Annotated in this window: 14 protein-coding genes and 1 pseudogene; 8 read left to right on the top strand and 7 right to left on the bottom strand. The window is 66.8% G+C overall.

Going from position 1 to position 18,062, the window contains the following annotated elements:
* Positions 1-235, bottom strand: a pseudogene (locus ACZO3G_RS11940) (hypothetical protein); the annotation flags it as partial.
* A gap of 119 nt (positions 236-354) precedes the next feature.
* Between ACZO3G_RS11940 and ACZO3G_RS11935 the strand changes: the two are divergent.
* The 7 genes from ACZO3G_RS11935 to ACZO3G_RS11905 all read left to right on the top strand — a co-directional run bounded on the left by ACZO3G_RS11935 (position 355) and on the right by ACZO3G_RS11905 (position 8,539).
* Positions 355-1,617 carry a DUF1015 domain-containing protein gene (locus tag ACZO3G_RS11935; protein WP_276873160.1) on the top strand — a complete coding sequence of 421 codons (1,263 nt, stop codon included), beginning with the start codon at positions 355-357 and terminating at the stop codon, positions 1,615-1,617.
* A 24-nt stretch (positions 1,618-1,641) separates the two neighbouring features.
* Positions 1,642-3,342, top strand: coding sequence for an adenine deaminase (gene ade / locus ACZO3G_RS11930; protein ID WP_276873158.1), 1,701 nt, complete (start codon positions 1,642-1,644; stop codon positions 3,340-3,342).
* Positions 3,339-4,307 carry a tRNA modification radical SAM protein MnmL/YtqA gene (mnmL, locus tag ACZO3G_RS11925; protein ID WP_276873156.1) on the top strand — a complete coding sequence of 323 codons (969 nt, stop codon included), beginning with the start codon at positions 3,339-3,341 and terminating at the stop codon, positions 4,305-4,307. The genes ade and mnmL overlap by 4 nt, the downstream gene beginning before the upstream one ends.
* Positions 4,308-4,497: 190 nt before the next feature.
* On the top strand, positions 4,498-4,773 hold the full coding sequence (locus ACZO3G_RS11920) for a hypothetical protein (protein ID WP_276873155.1): 276 nt from the start codon (positions 4,498-4,500) through the stop codon (positions 4,771-4,773).
* A gap of 86 nt (positions 4,774-4,859) precedes the next feature.
* On the top strand, positions 4,860-6,461 hold the full coding sequence (locus ACZO3G_RS11915; RefSeq protein ID WP_276873154.1) for an MBL fold metallo-hydrolase RNA specificity domain-containing protein: 1,602 nt from the start codon (positions 4,860-4,862) through the stop codon (positions 6,459-6,461).
* A 657-nt stretch (positions 6,462-7,118) separates the two neighbouring features.
* Positions 7,119-7,880, top strand: coding sequence for a hypothetical protein (locus tag ACZO3G_RS11910; RefSeq protein WP_276874791.1), 762 nt, complete (start codon positions 7,119-7,121; stop codon positions 7,878-7,880).
* A 59-nt stretch (positions 7,881-7,939) separates the two neighbouring features.
* On the top strand, positions 7,940-8,539 hold the full coding sequence (locus tag ACZO3G_RS11905; protein ID WP_276874794.1) for a hypothetical protein: 600 nt from the start codon (positions 7,940-7,942) through the stop codon (positions 8,537-8,539).
* 61 nt (positions 8,540-8,600) lie between these two features.
* On the opposite strand, the gene ACZO3G_RS11900 is transcribed toward ACZO3G_RS11905, so the two are convergent.
* Together ACZO3G_RS11900 and ACZO3G_RS11895 are read right to left on the bottom strand one after the other, a co-directional pair.
* Positions 8,601-9,617 carry an ROK family protein gene (locus tag ACZO3G_RS11900; RefSeq protein ID WP_276874797.1) on the bottom strand — a complete coding sequence of 339 codons (1,017 nt, stop codon included), beginning with the start codon at positions 9,615-9,617 and terminating at the stop codon, positions 8,601-8,603.
* 120 nt (positions 9,618-9,737) lie between these two features.
* Positions 9,738-10,814: a hypothetical protein gene (locus ACZO3G_RS11895; RefSeq protein ID WP_288234678.1), complete on the bottom strand. Its 1,077-nt coding sequence runs from the start codon at positions 10,812-10,814 to the stop codon at positions 9,738-9,740.
* A 184-nt stretch (positions 10,815-10,998) separates the two neighbouring features.
* Here ACZO3G_RS11895 and ACZO3G_RS11890 point away from each other — a divergent pair, with 184 nt between their 5' ends.
* Positions 10,999-11,922 carry a diacylglycerol/lipid kinase family protein gene (locus ACZO3G_RS11890; protein WP_276874172.1) on the top strand — a complete coding sequence of 308 codons (924 nt, stop codon included), beginning with the start codon at positions 10,999-11,001 and terminating at the stop codon, positions 11,920-11,922.
* Between the two features lie 80 nt (positions 11,923-12,002).
* On the opposite strand, the gene ACZO3G_RS11885 is transcribed toward ACZO3G_RS11890, so the two are convergent.
* The 4 genes from ACZO3G_RS11885 to ACZO3G_RS11870 form a co-directional block, all read right to left on the bottom strand.
* Positions 12,003-13,124, bottom strand: a complete 1,122-nt coding sequence (locus ACZO3G_RS11885) for a hypothetical protein (protein ID WP_276874175.1) — start codon at positions 13,122-13,124, stop codon at positions 12,003-12,005.
* Between the two features lie 102 nt (positions 13,125-13,226).
* Positions 13,227-13,958: a class I SAM-dependent methyltransferase gene (locus ACZO3G_RS11880; protein WP_101548075.1), complete on the bottom strand. Its 732-nt coding sequence runs from the start codon at positions 13,956-13,958 to the stop codon at positions 13,227-13,229.
* Between the two features lie 355 nt (positions 13,959-14,313).
* A complete protein-coding gene (locus tag ACZO3G_RS11875) occupies positions 14,314-15,270 on the bottom strand; it encodes an AEC family transporter (protein ID WP_276874180.1) in 957 nt (318 codons plus the stop codon).
* Positions 15,267-17,192 (bottom strand): ABC-F family ATP-binding cassette domain-containing protein, encoded by a 1,926-nt coding sequence (locus ACZO3G_RS11870; protein WP_276874183.1) that lies wholly within the window; start codon positions 17,190-17,192, stop codon positions 15,267-15,269. Before ACZO3G_RS11870 ends, ACZO3G_RS11875 begins: the two co-directional genes overlap by 4 nt.
* Between the last annotated feature and the right edge of the window lie 870 nt (positions 17,193-18,062).

The following is an 18,062-nucleotide window of genomic DNA, read 5'->3' as shown; positions in this document are numbered from 1 at the left end:
GCAGCACGCCGAGCAGGATCAGGATGCCCGCGCCGATCCAGCGCCCGGCGCTCGGGGGGAGGAACGCCCCGAGCGCGCCGCCCGCCGTGACGGCGGCGAAGGCGAAGCCGGTCGAGAGCAGCGCGATCGCGGTTTTGGCGGCCGCGCCGATTTTGACCCCGCGCAGGCCGAAGGAGGCGCCCGCGGCGAACCCGTCGGCGCTCAGGGCGAGCGCCGTGACAAAGACAAATAGCATGGACCCAACACCACCCGTATGTACCGCGCGGGAAACCCGCGCCTAACCCATACTATGGCGCGCCGGGAATTTGGTTCGGCGGGCCGGGCCCAAAAACAAACGACAAGGCGGTTATGCAGATGAACAAAACAGGCTTTTCCCCGGCGGACATTCTGATTCCGCGGGAGGCGGACATGACGCGGTGGAGCGTCGTGGCGTGCGACCAGTACACCTCCGAGCCGGAGTACTGGGAGCGGGTCGCCCGCGAGGTGGGGGACGCCCCCTCCACGCTGGACATGATCCTGCCGGAGGTCTACCTCGACGAAAAGGAGGCCGGCGCGCGCATCCCGCGCATCAATGCGGCGATGCGCCGCTATCTGGACGAGGGGCTCTTCCGCACCCTGCCCGAAAGCTACGTCTACCTCCAGCGCACCCTCGCCCCCGGCAAGGTGCGGCAGGGGCTGGTGGGCAAGCTCGACCTCGAGGAATACGAGTACGGCGCGGGCAGCCAGTCGCTCGTGCGGCCGACCGAGGGCACGGTGGAAAGCCGCCTGCCCCCCCGCATCCGGGTGCGGGAGGACGCGCCGCTCGAAAGCCCACACATCATGGTGCTGATCGACGACCCCGGCCGCACCGTCATCGAGCCGCTGCGCGCCCGGACGGGAAGCCTTCCCCGGCTTTACGACTTCGAGCTCATGGAGGGGGGCGGACGCATCTGCGGGTGGCGGGTGTCCGGCCCCGAGGCCGCGCGGGTGGACGGGGCGTTCGGCGCGCTCGCGGAAAAGCTCGGCGACTACGGCGCGCGCTTCCCCGGCAAGCGGCCGCTGCTCATCGCGGTGGGGGACGGCAACCACTCGCTGGCCACCGCCAAGGCCTGCTGGGAGCGGCTCAAAAAGGCCCTCCCCGCGGAACAGCGTGAAACCCATCCCGCGCGCTACGCGCTCGTCGAGCTCGTGAACGTCCACGACGAGGCGCTCGAATTCGAGCCGATCCACCGCATCCTCTTCGGCGTGGAGCCCGACCAGGTGCTCCGCGAGCTCCAAGCCTACTACGACACCGGCGAGGACGCGGTGGGCGGGCAGTCGTTTGAATACGTCTGCGGCTCCCGTCGAGGGCGGCTCTATGTCGCCAACCCCTCCTCCCAGCTCGCCGCCGGGACGCTGCAAAACTTTATCGACTGGTACCTCGGCCGGTTCGGCGGCAAGGTCGACTACATCCACGGGGAGCAGGTGGTCGGGCACCTCTGCAAAAGCCCCGGCACGATCGGCTTTCTGCTGCCGGTCATAAAGAAGTCCCAGCTCTTTCCGACCGTCCTGCTCGACGGCGCGCTGCCCCGCAAGACCTTCTCGATGGGGCACGCGCATGAAAAACGCTATTATCTGGAGTGCCGGGCGATCCGGTAAACAACAGCCTTTGGAGGTGCTTTCATGAAACGGGAAATCCTCATCGCGGCGGCTCTCGGCGAACGGGAGCCCGACCTCGTGCTCAAAAACGCGCGGGTCGTCAACGTCTTTTCCGGGGAGGTCGTCCCCGGCGACATCGCCATCGCCGGCGGGATGATCGCCGGCGTCGGCAGCTATGACAGCGGGGAAAGGGTCGTCGACCTCGGCGGGAAATTCGTCGCGCCCGGCTTCATCGACGCGCACGTGCACGTCGAGTCGTCGATGGTGTCGCCGCCCGCCTACTGCACCGAGGCGCTCGGCTGGGGCACCACCACCCTCGTCACCGACCCCCACGAGATCGCGAACGTCGCGGGGGGCGCGGGGGTGCGGTTCATGCTCGACACCTCCGCGAAGCTGCCCGTCAACTACTATGTGCAGCTGCCCTCCTGCGTGCCTGCGACCCCCTTCGAGCACGCGGGCGAGGTGTTCACCGCTGAAAAGATGAAGCCCTTTACAGAGGAGCCGCGCGTCCTCGGGCTGGGCGAAATGATGAACTACCCGGGCGTCGCGGGCCGCGACCCCGCCGTCATGGCCAAATTCGAGCTCTTCTCCGGCCGCGTCGTCGACGGCCACGCGCCCGGCATCACCGGCAACGGCCTGCAGGCGTACATCGCGGCGGGCACCGGCACCGACCACGAGTCCACCTCCTGGGCCGAGGCGCACGAGAAGCTGCGCGCCGGGCTGGCGGTGCTCGTGCGGGAGGGCTCGGCCTGCAAAAACCTCGCGCCGATCATCGAGGGCGCGCTCGCCGACGGGGTGGACACCTCCCACATGGCCTTCTGCACCGACGACAAGCACCTCGCGGACATCCGCCGCGAGGGGACCATCCGCTGGAACGTGAAGCGCGCGGTCGAATGCGGCCTCGACCCCGTGAAGGCGATCCAGATGGCGACGATCAACGCCGCGCGCATCCACCGGCTCCACGGCCTCGGCGCGGTCGCCGCGGGCTACCGGGCCGACCTCGTCGTCTTTACCGACCTGCGGGAGATCGACGTGCGGGCGGTCTACAAGGACGGGAAGGAATTTGTCCGGGGCGCCTTCTCCTTCGGGCTCGTCGGGAGCGCGGGGGAGGACGACCCGATCACCCATTCGGTCCACCTCGCGCCGCTTTCCGACGGCTGCCTCGCGCTGCCAAAGCGGGAGAGCTACCCGGTCATCAACGTCATGCCCGGCAACGTCACGACCACCCGCACCGATCTCCCCGCCTCCGAGGTCGATTCCCTCATCGCGGCGGGGAAGCTGCGCAGGATCGCCGTCTTCGAGCGGCACCACGCCACCGGAAATGTCGGCGTGGGCCTCATCGCGGGCTACGGGCTTACCCACGGCGCGGTGGCCACCACCGTCGCGCACGACTCCCACAACCTCATCGTCGTGGGGGACAACGAGGCCGACATGCTCGCCGCCGTCCGGGAGATCGAACGGGTGCAGGGCGGCTACACGATCGCCGCGGACGGCAGAATCCTCGGCACGCTGCCGCTGCCCGTCGCCGGCCTCATGAGCAACGAAACCGCCGACACCCTCATCCCCGCGCTCGACGGGATGATCGCCCTGGCGAAAAAACAGGGGGTCGCGGAGGGAATCGACCCGTTCATTACGCTGAGCTTCATGGCGCTGCCCGTCATCGGGGACATCCGCATCACCGACATGGGGATGTTCGACGTGACGAAATTCTCCTTCATCGAATGAAAAATCCCTTCCCGTATTCCGACAGCAACAAGCGTTACCACACCTACACCTGTTTTCTCTCCCGCCGGTTCGGCGGCAAGGTCTCCCGCGTGCCGCTGAACGCGGGCTTCACCTGCCCCAACCTCGACGGGACAAAGGGCAGGGGAGGGTGCGTCTACTGCTCCCCCGCGGGCAGCGGGGAGTTCGGCGGCGACCCGCGCCTGCCCATCCGGGAGCAGTTCTCCCAGGTCGCCGCGCGCATGGCCGGCAAGTGGGACACCCCACGGCACATCGCCTATTTCCAGGCGCGCACCAACACCTACGCGCCCGCGGACACGCTGCGCCGCCTCTATGAGGAGGCGCTCGCCTGTCCCGGGGTGGTGGGGCTGGCGGTCGCCACCCGGCCCGACTGCCTGCCCGACGAGGTGTGCGGGCTGCTCGGGGAGCTGGCGCGGCGCACCTACCTGACCGTCGAGCTCGGGCTCCAAACCGTCCACGACGCGACGGGGGAGCGGATCAACCGCTGCCACAGCTACGCCGACTTCCTCGAAGGGGCCGGGAAGCTGCGGGCGCGGGGCGTACCGTTCGGCGTGCACCTGATCGACGGGCTGCCCGGCGAAACGCATGACATGATGGTCGAAACGGCGAAGCGGGTCGGCGGGCTGCGCCCGCACCTCGTCAAGATTCATCTGCTGCACCTGCTCGAGGGCACCGCGCTCGCGCGGGAGTACCGGGAGAAGCCTTTCCCGCTGATGAGCCGCGACGAATACGTGCGGACCGTCTGCGACCAGCTCGAATGGCTGCCGCCCGAATGTGTGATCGGGCGGCTCACCGGCGACGGCGACCCCGAAACGCTCATCGGGCCCGACTGGAGCCGCAAAAAGCTCTGCGTGCTCAACGAGATCGACAAGGAGCTCGCGCGCCGGGATTCCTGGCAGGGAAAGCGCCTCGGGAGCATGCCCGCCGGCGGCGCGGCCCCGGGCTGACGGGGCGAAGTCGGCCCGGGCGGGCCTTCCAGCCGCCGGATACCGGGGCGATATTTCGCTAAAGTCGAGTTTAACGAAATCCGGGGTGGGAACATGGGACAGGCCGCGCGCCCCGGACGGACAGCCCGCCAAACACGAACGTGGGACCGCCGCCGGACGCGGCGTGAGACAGACAAAGGAGGATACCGGTATGAACCAGCTCTTCTCCGACATCGCCGGGCTTGAACGGTACAAGCTGTTCGGGGGGTACTATCTGCAGCTGGGGGATCTTTTCATCTTCGCGCTGCTGCTTGTCACGATCCTCCTGACGGCGATCGTCGTGCTGCTCATCAAGCACAACGTCGATTATCACTACTACCACAAGCTCGAGGAGGAAAACCGCCGCCTGCACTATGAGATCATCCAGCTGAAAGCCACCGAGGCCGTCCGGAAGGAACAGGCGGCCAGCAATCAGAGGAACGAATAGATTTTCTATTCGTTCCTTTTTTCGTTCCTTGTGCGGCCGCCCGGATTGTAGTAGAATGAAAAAAACGATATCGGGAGGTTTGGGTTATGCAACTATCCTTTTTTGGCGCGGACCACGAGGTCACCGGCAGCTGCCACTATTTACAGGCGTGCGGGAAGAAAATCCTCATCGACTGCGGCATGCAGCAGGGCCCCGATGAATATGAGCATCAGGAGATCCCCTTTGCGCCGGGGGAAATCGACTATGTGCTGCTGACCCACGCGCATATCGACCACTCCGGCCGCCTTCCCCTGCTGGCAAAGCTGGGCTTCCGGGGCGCGATCTGCGCGACCGACGCGACCTGTGACCTCTGCGGCATCATGCTGCGCGACTCCGCGCACATCCAGGAGTTTGAGGCCGAGTGGAAAAACCGCAAGGGCAAACGCGCCGGCCGCGAGGAGATCGAGCCGATGTACACCATGCGGGACGCGGAGGCGGCGATCTCCCTGCTCGAGCCATACGTCTACAACCAGGTCGAACAGCTCTGCGACGGGATCGCCATCCGGTTCATCGACGCGGGCCACCTGCTCGGGTCCGCGAGCATCGAGCTGTGGGTCACCGAGGAGGACGTCACCAAAAAGCTCGTCTTTTCGGGCGATGTGGGCAACCTCAACCAGCCCCTCATCAACGACCCGAGCTATATCGCGGAGGCGGATTACGTCGTCGTGGAATCCACCTACGGCGACCGGCTCCACAATCCCCCGCCCGACTATGCCGAAAGCCTCGCCCAAATCATCCAGCGCACCTTCGACCGGGGCGGCAACGTCGTCATCCCCTCCTTCGCCGTCGGGCGCACGCAGGAGATGCTCTATTTCCTGCGCGACATCAAGGCGCGCGGGCTCGTCCACGGGCACAACAACTTCCCCGTCTATGTCGACAGCCCGCTGGCCGTCGAGGCGACGAGCATCTTCCAGGACAACCGCGCCGACTTCGACGAGGAGGCCACCGAGCTCATCCGCCACGGCATCAATCCCATCACCTTCCTCGGCCTGCACCTCGCCATCACGAGCGACGAATCCAAGGCCATCAACTTTGACAACACCCCCAAGGTCATCCTCTCCGCGTCGGGCATGTGCGAGGCGGGCCGCATCAAGCACCACCTCAAGCACAACCTCTGGCGGCCGCAGTCGACCGTCGTCTTCGTCGGCTACCAGGCGGCCGGCACCCTCGGGCGCGCGCTCATGGAGGGCGCCAAATCCGTCAAGCTCTTCGGCGAGACGATCGAAGTCGAAGCCGAGATCGTCTCCCTCGAGGGGGTCAGCGGCCACGCCGACCAGGCCGGGCTGCTCCGCTGGCTCGACGCGTTTGAAACCCCCATTGAACGGATCTTCGTGGTGCACGGCGAATCGGACGTGTGCGACTCCTTCGCCGCCCTGCTCGCCAAACGCTACAACGTCCCCGTCACCGCGCCCGACTACGGCGCGGGCTTCGACCTTTTGACCAACACCATGCTCGAACCGGGCGTCAAGCGCGAGGTCATGAAACCCGCCGCCAAGCCCGAAAGCGTCTACACCGGCGTGTTCGGCCGCCTCTACGCCGCCGGGAAACGCCTCATGGCCGTCATCGAGCACAACAGGGGCGGCGCCAACAAGGACCTCGCCAAATTTGCCGACCAGGTCAATTCCCTCTGCGACAAGTGGGACAGATAAGCGCGCGTCCCTTTGGGATCCCGGCCATGGGACAGGAGGGTCAGCGACCCTCCCCCGTGTGCCCTGATTGACCGCATACCCAGGCGGCCGCCCGAATGGGCGGCCGCCTTTTGCGGGAACCGCAGTTTCCCGTCCCCGGTGCGCCGCGCACCTACCGGCAAAGGCCGTGCCTCCCCGGGAGCACTTCCGGTACGGTTCCGGAGGCTCTCAGGCAGAGGCATTGCGCCCGCGGCGCGGCGGCGGGCGGGATGCTGTCGGCTTGTCCGCTGATCCGTGAAACGGGCGCCGCCGACTTTGGCCGCAGGCCAACCGGAGGCGGCGCGGGGGTCAAGGGGGCACAGCCCCCTGCGGCTTCTTTCCCCCATTTCTTGTCCGCACAAGAAATGGGGCCGCCCGCCGGGGCGGGACCCGGCAACTCCGCCGCTCCCTGAGCGGACAATCTAAAACCGCCGTCGGCCGACTGCCGACAGGCCCTCCGCCTCCCGGGCGGAGAACCCAAGGGGTCCGGGGCGGGACCCGGCAGCTCCGCCGCTTCCCGAGCGGCAGCCCCTTGGAAAATTCTAGGCCCTCCGCAGGAGAAAAGGTTGACATTTCCCGCCCTCTGCTGTATTATTGTATTGATAGAATGACACACATAATACAAGCGGAGGTATCTTGATGAAACGTGTTTTTGCAACCGCGGCGGCGGTTCTCTTCGCCGCGCTGACGCTCACCTCCTGCATGTTCCTCCCGCCCCATGCGGGCGGCTCTGCGGCAGGCGGAAATGCAGGCGATTCTGGCGCGGCCGCCGGACCCGCGGAGGACGGAGCGGCTTCCGGGAGCCTCTTCGGCGCAGGGGAAGCCGCCTCTGAAGCGGGCGCGGCTTCCGCCGCGCCGGGGGACGACGGCTATGTCGCCGAGGCCAACCGGATCGCGATGGAGTTTGTCGACGGCCCGACCGGCCGCTACCTGAAGGGGGAGCTCTCCGAGGACGCGTTCAAGGCCGAGGCCGCCGCCGCGCGGGACGCCCTCCTGGATAACGCACGGGAGGCGCTCACGGCGCTCGGCTTCTCGGGCGCGGAGCTGGAGGAGCTGATGGCGGCGGAGACCGAGATGATCGGCGACGTCTATCTCTGCGTCGAGGACGTGATGAGGCCGGCCAGAGAGCTGGCCGCGCTCGAGGGCACTACCTACGGGGAAGACAACCCGTTCGGCGCGTTCAAGGACGTCATGGGCCCGATCGGCGAGTTGACCGCCGCCGGAAAAAAGTGGGCGGGCGTCCTCCGTGCGGATCAGGCGGCGCTCGAGGCGCTTGAAAGCCGGTATGCCGGGCGGCTTCCCGCGGGCTACCTCATTGCGCTGACCTCCAAGACCCAGGCCGACCAGTACGCGGACGACCTCGACATGGGGGATTTCTCCTCCCTCTTCCCGCAGGGTTGACCCTTCCCCGCGTGTGACCGAACCCAACCACCCCGCGCCACAGGATTGGAGGCTTTCCGATGAAACGCGCCGCTCTGCTTTTGGCCGCAGCCCTCATTGCCGCGCTCTCCCTGACCTCCTGCGCCCACCTGGGGATCTCGACGCCCCAGCCCAACCAGGAGGTCCCCTGGAAGGACGAGACCGCCGCCGCGTTCGGGGAAATCACCGGGGGGAGCGTCACCTCCGCCGTGACCGACGGGGGGATCGGCGTGGTCACACGCGATTCAAGGGTGCACGGGCAGGCGGCGGTCCTCTACCTCGACATGAAGGAGGACGCCGGCGTGTCCGTCTCCTGCCGGATCACCGGCGCGAGCCGGGCGGTCAAGCTCTCCTACCGGGCCCCCGACGGGAGCGTGACCACGCTGGCCGAGACGAAAAAGGAGACGGAGGCGGAGGGGGTTTCCCTCTCCCTCCAGGCGGGGCTCGGCGCGCTGGTGCTCGAGGGCAACGCCTCCTGCACCCTCCGGCTCACCGTGGCGGGGCTCGACCCCGAAACGGTCCGCTACGTCAACTCCCTCTCCCCCGGAACCCCCGGCGCGGAAAGCCTCTTCGACCGGGAGCCCGGGGAGAAGCTCCCCACGCTCGACGAGCTGGCGGAGGCGCTCGAATCCCTCCCCTGACCGCGAAAAATCCAAAACAGGCCGCGTATCGCACGATACGCGGCCTGTTTTTCGTCCGCCGTCAGCCGGGGAAAACGCCGTCGATGGCCAGCTCGGTGAGGCCCTCCATGTAGTTTTCCTCGAACTCGGTGGTGAAGTGCAGCTCGGGCATGCTGCCCGTGGGGTACTCCTGCGTGAAGTGGAAGCGCGGCACCGAGTGGGCCGGGAACCGCTCCCGCACGAACGCCCGGACCGCCTCGCGGTCGACGGGGATCTGCCGGTCGTGGCTGATCACGAGGAAGCGGGGGTTGACGACCGAGATGATCGCCGCCACCTGGCTTTTGATCTGGTCGGTCAGGCTTTCCTGCGGCGGCCAGACGTTGGCGACCTCGCCCGCGAAGCCCGAGAAGCCGTTGACGATCTTACCGTCCACGATGATCCCCGAGCCGGGGCCGGTGCGGTTCTGGAAGAGGTAGGCCATGCTGTCGTTCTTGAGCGACACCTCGATATGCCGCCGGAAAAAGCCGAACGCCATCGCGTTCACGTCGTTGACCGCCTCGACCGGGAGCTGGCAGCGCTTTTCAAGCTCGCCCGCCACGTCGCTCCCCACGAGGTAAAAGTCCGCCTGGGAGATGTAGAGCAGCCGTCCGTCGAGCACGGTGCCCGACATGCCCAGCTCGATCAGCCGGATGTTCGGGAACCGCCCGCGCACGTCGCTGACCAGCTCCGCCATCCGCGCGATGTGGGTCTGCCCCACGACGGGCAGGCTCCCCTCCTCCTTCGTCCTGCGCGCGAGGTTGACCACCCGGTACTGGAGCCGGTCCAGAGTCAGGATGATCGCCAGCACATGGGTGTGGTCGTAGTTGAGGCGGTACTTTTCCCCGCTGCGCCCACCGAGGGAATCCTCCTTGCCCGCGCTCTCTGCCTCCCCCCGCGCGGCCATGTCCGCCAGCACCTTGGCGACCGTCGGGTGGCTGAGCCCCAGCCCGCCCGCGATGTCCATCTTGGTGCATTCGCCGTATTCCATCAGGAACCGTTTGACCAGTTTCTCGTTGCTCTCGCGCATGTCCGCCGCGCGGAAGCCCTCCATGTTCGCCATATTGCAAAGCCCCTTTCCAAAGACCGCCGGCTGTTGTGGGTTCCCTTCCGGCTTTAGGATAACACAACGCGGGAAGTTTTACAATATGTTTTCAAAATAATTTTCGTAAATGTTTTGAAATCATTTTTGTTCACTCTGCCCGTCCGCCCAGACCACCCCGCAGACCGCCCGCGCGCCCGCCTTTTTTGCCCCGCGCAGCGCCCTGCGGGCCTCCCGGGCGCTCTGTGCCGTCACCACAAGCCCGGCCGACAGCATCGCGGCCTCCCCCGCCTTTGCGACCGGGAAAAGCACCCGCCCGTACCGCGTCTCCGCCCAGAGCAGCAGGGCGGAGATCGCCTCCGGCAGCGGGGCGGCGGGCCCCTCCCCCACCGGCAGCAGGTCCACCCCGGGCACCGGCCCCCGCGCCAGCAGGTCGGGCGGGTCGCACCGCCCGGCGAGCAGCTCCGACAGGCCGTCCCTCTCCGAGCCGGCCAGCAGCAGCACCCGCGCGTCCTCTCCGGCGAGCGCGCAGGCGACGCGCAGTCCCCCCGGCCCCAGCACCGCGAGGCGGCGCTCCCCGCCCGCGTATTCCCGCAGGCGGGCCGCGCCCTCCCCCGCCAGCCCATGGACGAGCGGCGGACCGCCGGGTTCCCCCCGCGCACAGAGGACGAGCAGCGTCATCGCCGCACCGCAGAGGGCCGCGATCCCCGCGCAGGCCGCCGCGGGGGGCCCGTCCGGCCGGGAGGGCAGGTGCGCGGGCGCGGCGGTCACCGCGCTGCCGCCGCCCACCACCTCGGCGAGAAGGCCGGGGGCGCCCTCCGCGAGGGCGTTGGCGAAGGCCGCCGCCTCTTCGGCGGAGGGGGCGGACGCCTCGATCCGCACCACGCCGGTCCCGCCGAGCGCCGTAACCGACACCCCCCGCCGCAGCTCGTCGGGAGTCCCCGCGAGGCCGCACCGCGCCGCCGCGCCGGAGACCGCCTCGTCGCCCGAGAGCAGCAGGGCGCAGGTGTCCGCGAGCTTCTGCGCGGCGGAGAGCTCACCCGCGTCCACCTCCCGCGAGGAGGAGACATAGACGAGCGCCCGGGCGGTGTACCGCCCGGGCAGCAGGGCGAACAGCGCGTACCCGGCCACCCCGCAGGCGAGAAAGGCGGCCAGCAGCGCCCGCCAGCGCCAGCGCGCCGTCCGCCACAGTTCCCCAAACGTCAGCTGCTCACCCATGTCCGTCCCTCCGCTGTCGAATCTTGTCGATTTTGCCCTTCACAGTCCTTTTTATTTTACCACATCCGGAGCGGGATTGGTAGGCCCGGCAACCGGGCGTGGCCGCTTTCCCGCCCGGTTGAAGCGCGCACGTATTTTGGGTATAATAGGGGTGGATTTGATTCCCGCAAAAGGAGGCGGCCACATGGACAACCGGCGGATGCTCTTTCTCATCAACCCCCACGCGGGCAAGGCGGAGATCAAGGGGAAGGCGCTCGACCTCATCGACCTGTTTGTGCGCGGCGGCTGGGAGGTCACGGTGCACACCACCCAGCGGCGGCTGGAGATCGCCGACCTGCTCCCCCGCCGCGCCGGCCAATACGGGCTGATCGTCTGCTCGGGCGGCGACGGCACCCTCAACGAGACGATCACCGGCCTGATGCGCTGCCCCCCGGAGGGGCGGCCGCCCGTCGGCTACATCCCCGCCGGCACGGTCAACGACTTCGCCTCGAGCCTCGGCATCTCAAAGAACATGCACGAGGCCGCCGCGACGATCCTTTCCGGCGAGCCCTTCCTCTGCGACGTGGGCGCGTTCGGCGACCGCTATTTCAGCTACATCGCAGCGTTCGGCGCCTTTACCGACGTCTCCTACCAGACCCCCCAGCAGTCGAAAAACCTGCTCGGCCGCGCCGCCTATTTCCTCGAGGCCATTTTGCGGCTGCCCGCCGTCAAGGCCTACCGCATGTCCGTCACCCACGACGGCGAGACGGTCGAGGGCGAATTCCTCTTCGGCATGGTCACCAACGCCACCTCGGTCGGCGGCTTCAAGCTCCGGGCGGGCGCGAACATCTCGATGAACGACGGCCTGCTCGAGGCGGTCTTCCTGCGCAACCCCAAATCCGCGCTCGAGGCGCAGGCCCTCGTCGGCGCCGTGCTGCGCCAGGAGTACGACTCGGAATTCGTCACCGCCTTCCGCACCACCCGCCTCACCGTGCGCGCAGAGGAGAAGGTCCCCTGGACCCTCGACGGCGAGTTCGGCGGCACCGCCCGGCAGGTGCGCATCGCCAACTGCCCCCGCGCCATCCGGGTGATCACCGCCCCCGCCAGGACCCCGGCGGAGAACGCCTAGCGCGGCCCGCGCCGCACGCCCCCCGGCGCAAAAGGCCCCCCAAACGGGTTTCCGTTTGGGGGGCCTTGATCCGCCTCGCGTTATTTGGTTGTCGTCTTGACCCGTTTGTCCGAGAGGATGTAGGTGGTCAGCGTCCGGGTCTGGAGCTCAAAGGCGTCCTCGTCCGCATTGTAGTAGACGGTGCGGGTGATGTCCTTGAGGTTGCCCTTGCTGTCCGCCGTATAGATGTAGACGTCCCCGGGGTCCACCTCGTCGTAGGCGAAGGGATTGTTGAGCGAGAGGGTGGCGCGGCTGGTCGCGTCGATCGTCGCGGGGGAGAATTTGCGGATGACCGCGTCGGTGTTGCGGAACTTGTTCGAAAGCGCGGTGGTCGGCCAGCTCGTGGTCAGGCGCGCCAGGAATTTGCGGGGGTTGTTGTTCGCGCGGAAGGTAAGGGTCGCAACCGTGTCCTCCCCTTCAAAGGAGATCTCGTTGACGCTGTTGCGCTCCGGCTTGATTGTCACGCCCTTGGAGCCGACCTCGACCGTCGCGTCCCCCTCCTCCTGCGGATTGGCCACATAGAGGTTCCCGGTCAGGGTGAGCTTGTCGTTCTGCTTTCCGTCGAAGAACCGCAGGTATTTGAGGGTGTTCACCGTGGTGCCGTTGTCGTTGACCGTCTGCACCTTTTCAAACTCCCCCTCGGAGACCTTGCGCTTGCCGTAGCAGAGGACGACCGGCTTTTTCGCCGTGAAGGTCGCGGTGAACTGGACCTTCACCTCCTCCGGGACCGCCGTGTCCGCCAGCTCGACCGCCAGGTAGGCGCGGCGCTCGCTCGTCTTGTAGGCGGCGTAGTCCTTGCCGGTCGGGTCCTGCTGGTTGGGGATGTAGACGGTCGAAGCGCCCGACGTGCCGGTCAGCTTCTTTTCGACCAGCTTGATCGATTTGATCAGCTTGCCGTTCGAGGTCTTGCGGGTGGAGAGGCGGAAGTTGGACGCGCTGTCCACCCACGCCGCCATCGTCTCGGGCAACGCGTAGTAGATCGTCTGCCCGGGAGAGACGGTGTCGTTCGCGTTGAACTGCCTGCCGTCCCCGTTGACCGGGTTGCCGGTGACCTTGTAGATCGCATACGACTGCGAGCCGGCCGCGGGGCCCGCGGCGAGCGCCGGGGCCGCGAGGGATAAAATCGTCACGGCCGCGAGGATTGCCGCCAATAATTTTTTCATCTTGATCGCCCTTTCTTCGGTGAGGTTTCACACATACAGTGTTCACACAACTGGAAATCACTGCATCGGTTTTCCCCTTCGGAAAGGAAATCTTCCGGCCGCTCAGTCCCGCCGCGCGGAGACGAGCAGCATCATCGGGCGGCGCATTTCGTCCTTCATGCCCGGCAGGCCGAGCATGTTTTCGGGCGGCTGCGGCTCCACCAGCCGCCGCACCGAAAAGCCCTCCTCCAGCAGGGTGTTCACATAGGTCGTCAGGGTGCGGTGGTATTTGGTCACCTTTTCGCCGAGGAAGACCGCCTCCCGCCTGCCCTCGTAGTAGTAGTTGTCCACCGGGAAGTGCAGGATCTCCCCGTCCGGGCCGTAGTACCAGTCCTGCGTGCCCTGCGCGGTGAAGACCGGGTGCTCCACCGAAAAGACGAAGTCCCCGCCCGGCGTAAGCCAGCGGCGGATTTTTTTGACGAGCGCCGGCCAGTCCGCGATATAGTGGAAGGCCAGCGAGCTGAGGACAATGTCGAACGCGCCCTCCGGATAGTCGAGGTCCTCCATCGCGGCGCACTCGTAGCGCACGGCGGGGGAACCGGTCTTCTCCCGCGCCACCTCGAGCATCTTGTGCGAGATGTCGGTGCCGACCACCTCGGCCGCGCCGTGCTCCGCCGCCCAGATGCAGTGCCAGCCGTAGCCGCAGCCGAGGTCAAGCACCCGCCTGCCCGCGAACTCGGGCAGCAGCTTTTGCAGCGCGGGCCACTCCCCCGCCCCGTCGAGCCCCTTCTGCGAGCGGAACATCTCGCCGTACTTCTGGAAAAATAAATCGTCGTCGTATTTGTTTTCTTTCATGTAAATTCCTTCCTTCTGTTGAAAGGGGCCTTTTTCTCTTGCAAAAAGGTCCCTCCTGCCGCCCGCGGCGGCAATTCACCCGAAAAATGCGCTTCTCGGGATCAAGCTTCCGCGCCTGCGGGCGCGGCAAGGGGCTCCGCCCCTTGACCCCGCCGCCTTTTGAAAAAGGTGTCGCGAAGCGACGGCCCGGATGGGGTCACCATTTGCCCGCAGGGCAAGTGGCGGCGAAAACTTTTAACGGGCGGGCGAAAACTTTGCGTGGGCGGGCGAAAACTTTGTCTCACGGGCCGCGCGTGCGGCGAGCCGCCGCGGCCGGCCTGAATCAAATGTTTTGAGGGGGGCCGGGGGAACTTTTTTAAAAGTGCCCCCGGGACATCGCCCACTGCGCGAGCGAGGCGACGGCCGGGATGGTAAGGATCGAAAGCAGCGTCGACAGCGCGACGAGCTTGGCGCCGTACTGCGCGTCCCCGCCGAAGCGGGTGGGCATCATGACGGTGGAGATCGCCACCGGGCAGCTCACCGAGATGACCATGGCGAGCACGACGGTGGGCGCGCCGTCGAACCAGTCCGGCACCCCCGCGAGCAGCATGAGCCCGAGCATGACGAGCGGCAGGCCGACCAGCCGTACAAACGCGGTGAAATAGAGGCGCAGGTCCCGGAGGGTCTCCCCCACCGCGAGGTCGGCGATGAGCACGCCGGTGATGACCATCGGCAGCGGGGTGTTCATGCCCGAGAGGAAGCCGAGGGTGTCGAGCAGGAGCCCGGGCAGGCGGATCTGCAAAAGGTAGAGCAAAACGCCGAGCGACGCGCCGAGCACGCCGGGAGAAAGCAGGATCTCCTTCCAACGGATCCGGCCGTCCCGCCGCAGGAGCATGACGCCGTGCGACCAGATGTAGATATTGAAAATGCCGATGTAGATGGCGGCGAAGATCATGCTGTCCTCCCCCATCGCGGCGGTCATGAGCGGGATGCCCATGAAGCCGCAGTTGGAGCTGATCGCGCCCAGCCGGGCGACGGCGCTGCGGTCGTCGCCGTCCCCCCGGTGGGGGAAGAGCGGCCTGGTGAGCAGCGCGGCCAGGAGGTGGAAAACCGCGACAAGCAGGGCCGACAGCGCGATGGAGGCGGCCATTTCGGGGTGGAAATCCCGCTGGAAGACGTTGACGAGCAGCGCGGGGGTGATGATGAAGAGGGCGAAGTTGGAAAACTGCCGCGCCGACTCGACCGAAACGATCCCCTTTTTCCGGATGAAGACGCCGATCGCCATGAGCAGGAACATGACCCCCACCTGCCCGGCCAGCTTCTGCGCGATCATTGGCGCCCCTCCGTTTCCGCACAGAGCTCGGAGAGCTCCGCCCATTCCTCCATCAGCGCGGCGAGCGTCGCGCGGTTTTCCTCGATCTGCGCGCAAAGCCCGCTCACCCGCTGGTAATCGCTCGACACCTCCGGGTCCCCAAGCTGTTCCTGCGCCGTGTCGACCGCGAGCTCGAGATCGGAGATCTCCTGCTCCACCTCGCACAGCCGCTTTTTGCGCGCCACCTGTTCGGCGCGCTGCTTTTTGGTGCGGTGGAAGGCGTTTTCCGTTTTGGGCTTCTCCTCCCGCACCGGCCGTTCCGGCTGGGCCTCCCGGCGCTTCGCCCGGTAGCTCTCATAGCCGCCCTCGTACCAGACGAACCCCTGCGGGGTCATCTCGACGATGTGGTCGGGCATCCGCGATAGCAGGTACCGGTCGTGCGAGACGGCCAGAATCGTCCCCTCGTATTCCATCAGCGCCCGGTCGAGCACCTCCTTGGTCGCGAGGTCGAGGTGGTTGGTCGGTTCGTCGAGCAGCAGGACGTTGCCGCCCTCGTACATCATGATGGCGAATTTGAGCCGCGCCTTTTCTCCGCCCGACAGCATCCCCACCTGCTTGTAGATCGATTCCCCCGTGAACCGCAGCCCGCCCAGCACGTTGCGCAGGTCCTGCTCATAGGTCGCGGGGAAGCGGTCCCACAGCTCCCCGATCACCGTTTTCTGCGGGTGCAGGTCGAGCTGCTCCTGCTCGAAGTAGGAGACCTTCGTGTTGCGGCCCCAGCGCACGCTCCCCGTCTCGGGGCGGAGCTTCCCGAGCAGCGCCTTCAAAAAGGTGGACTTCCCCACCCCGTTCGCGCCCACGAGCGCCACCTTCTGCCCCTTGAGCAGATCGAAATCCGCCCCCGTGCAGAGGATCTTGCCATCCTCCCCCGCGCGCAGCGTCAGCCCCTCGGCGTGGAGCACGTCCTTGACCGGCTCCTGCTCGTACCGGAAGGCCATCTTCACCGGCAGCAGCGGCGCGGGCGGCTTTTTGACCGGCTCCATCCGCTCGAGCATCTTTTCGCGGCTCTTGGCCATCGCCGCGGTCGTCGCGCGCACCTTGTTGCGCGCGATGTAATCGGTCAGCTTGGCGACGTTCTGCCGCTGCATCTCATATTCCTTAAGCTGCCGCTCGTAGAGCGCCTCCCGCGTGTGCATGTATTTGGTGTAGTTGCCCTTGTAGGCGGTCACATGCAGGTTGGCGACCTCCCACATCTTCGAGCAAATTTTATCTAAGAAATAGCGGTCGTGCGACACGACGACGAGCGCGCCCTTGTATTCCTGCAAATAGTCCTCCAGCCACTGGAGGGTCGGGAAATCCAGATGGTTGGTCGGCTCGTCGAGCATGAGCAGCCCCGGCTCGGTGAGCAGGAGCTTGGCGAGCGCGAGGCGGGTCTTTTCCCCGCCCGACAGCGTCCCGCAGACGGTGTCCATCTCCCGGTCCGCGAACCCCATGCCGTTTAACACCGTCTTGATCTTCACGCCGATATTGTAGCCGTCGTTCGCTTCAAAATAGGCCAGCAGCCTGCCGTATTCCGCCGACAGGCCGGCATATTCCTCCGTGCCGTGGTCGGCGTGCCGCTCCATCGCGGCCGCCAGCTCTTTGATGCGCGCCTGCGCGTCCAGCAGCGGCCGGAACACCGAACGCATCTCCTCATAGATCGTGTTCGCGCTGTCCACGCCGCTGTTCTGGCGCAGAAAACCGAGGGTCAGCCCGCTTTTGACCGCGCGCTCCCCCTCGTCCGGGCTCATATCTCCATTCAGCACATTCAGCAGGGTCGATTTCCCCGCCCCGTTCGCGCCGACAAGACCGATCCGGTCCCCCTCCTCCACCTTGAGGGACACCCCCATAAAGATGATCCTGTCGGCAAAGATCTTGCTGACGTTGTCCAGTGATAGCAGCATTTGGTTGACTCCTTTTTTGCCGCTCGCCGCGGCGGGGATTTCTTTGGTTTGCCGCTCAGGGCGCTTCAGATGTGCCGCGCTGCGCCTGGCGGGGCTAAGACGGGAATTGCCGCTTTCCAAGCAGCAAGAATGACGAGCGCGTTCCGCCGCGCGCCGGTTTTAGATTTTCCGCCCTGCGGTCGGGGGGCCTTTTACGCGCCCCTCTGGGGCGCTTTAGGGGAGCCGCCTTCGGCGGCGGGGATTGCCGGGACCCGCCCCGGCGGGCGGGCCGACTTCTTGCACGCCCAAGAAGTCGGCGGAAGAAGGGCGCTCAAGGGGACTTCCGCCAGTCCCCTTGAGAAACCCCCGGGAGTACCTTGCCATAACCCGCGGACTACCGCCGCTCCCCACAGGTACACCAGCTGAGGGCTCAATTTAGGTTGCGGACGCTCCCAACAACGCACACCGGATGGCTCGCCGGGGACCCGCGGCGGAAAACAACGCCCGTTCCGGGCGTTCGTGCGCCCTGCGCGCGTGCGCGGCGAAGCCGCGCAGTTTTCCGCCTCCCCGTGGGCGCTGCGCGCCACGCAAAAGCGGACGTGCCTCCCCGGGCGCACTTCCGGTACGGTTCCGGAGACTCTCGGGCAGAGGCATTGCGCCCGCGGCGCGGCGGCCGGTGGGTTACGGTAAACTTGCCCATCGATCCGTGAACCGGGCGCCGCCGACTTTGGCCGCAGGCCAACCGGAGGCGACGCTGGGGCCGCAGGGATTTGGCCGCAGGCCATCCTTGTAGAGAATCCGGCCCGCAGGGCCGGGTCCGCGAAGCGGACTCAAGCCGGGGCCGCGGGGCGGAGCGCCCGCGAGCGGCCGTCGCGCGTAGCGCGCTCCGGG

This window comes from Anaerotruncus sp. (genome assembly GCF_057433415.1).
This window is presented reverse-complemented; position numbering and strand designations above follow the sequence as displayed.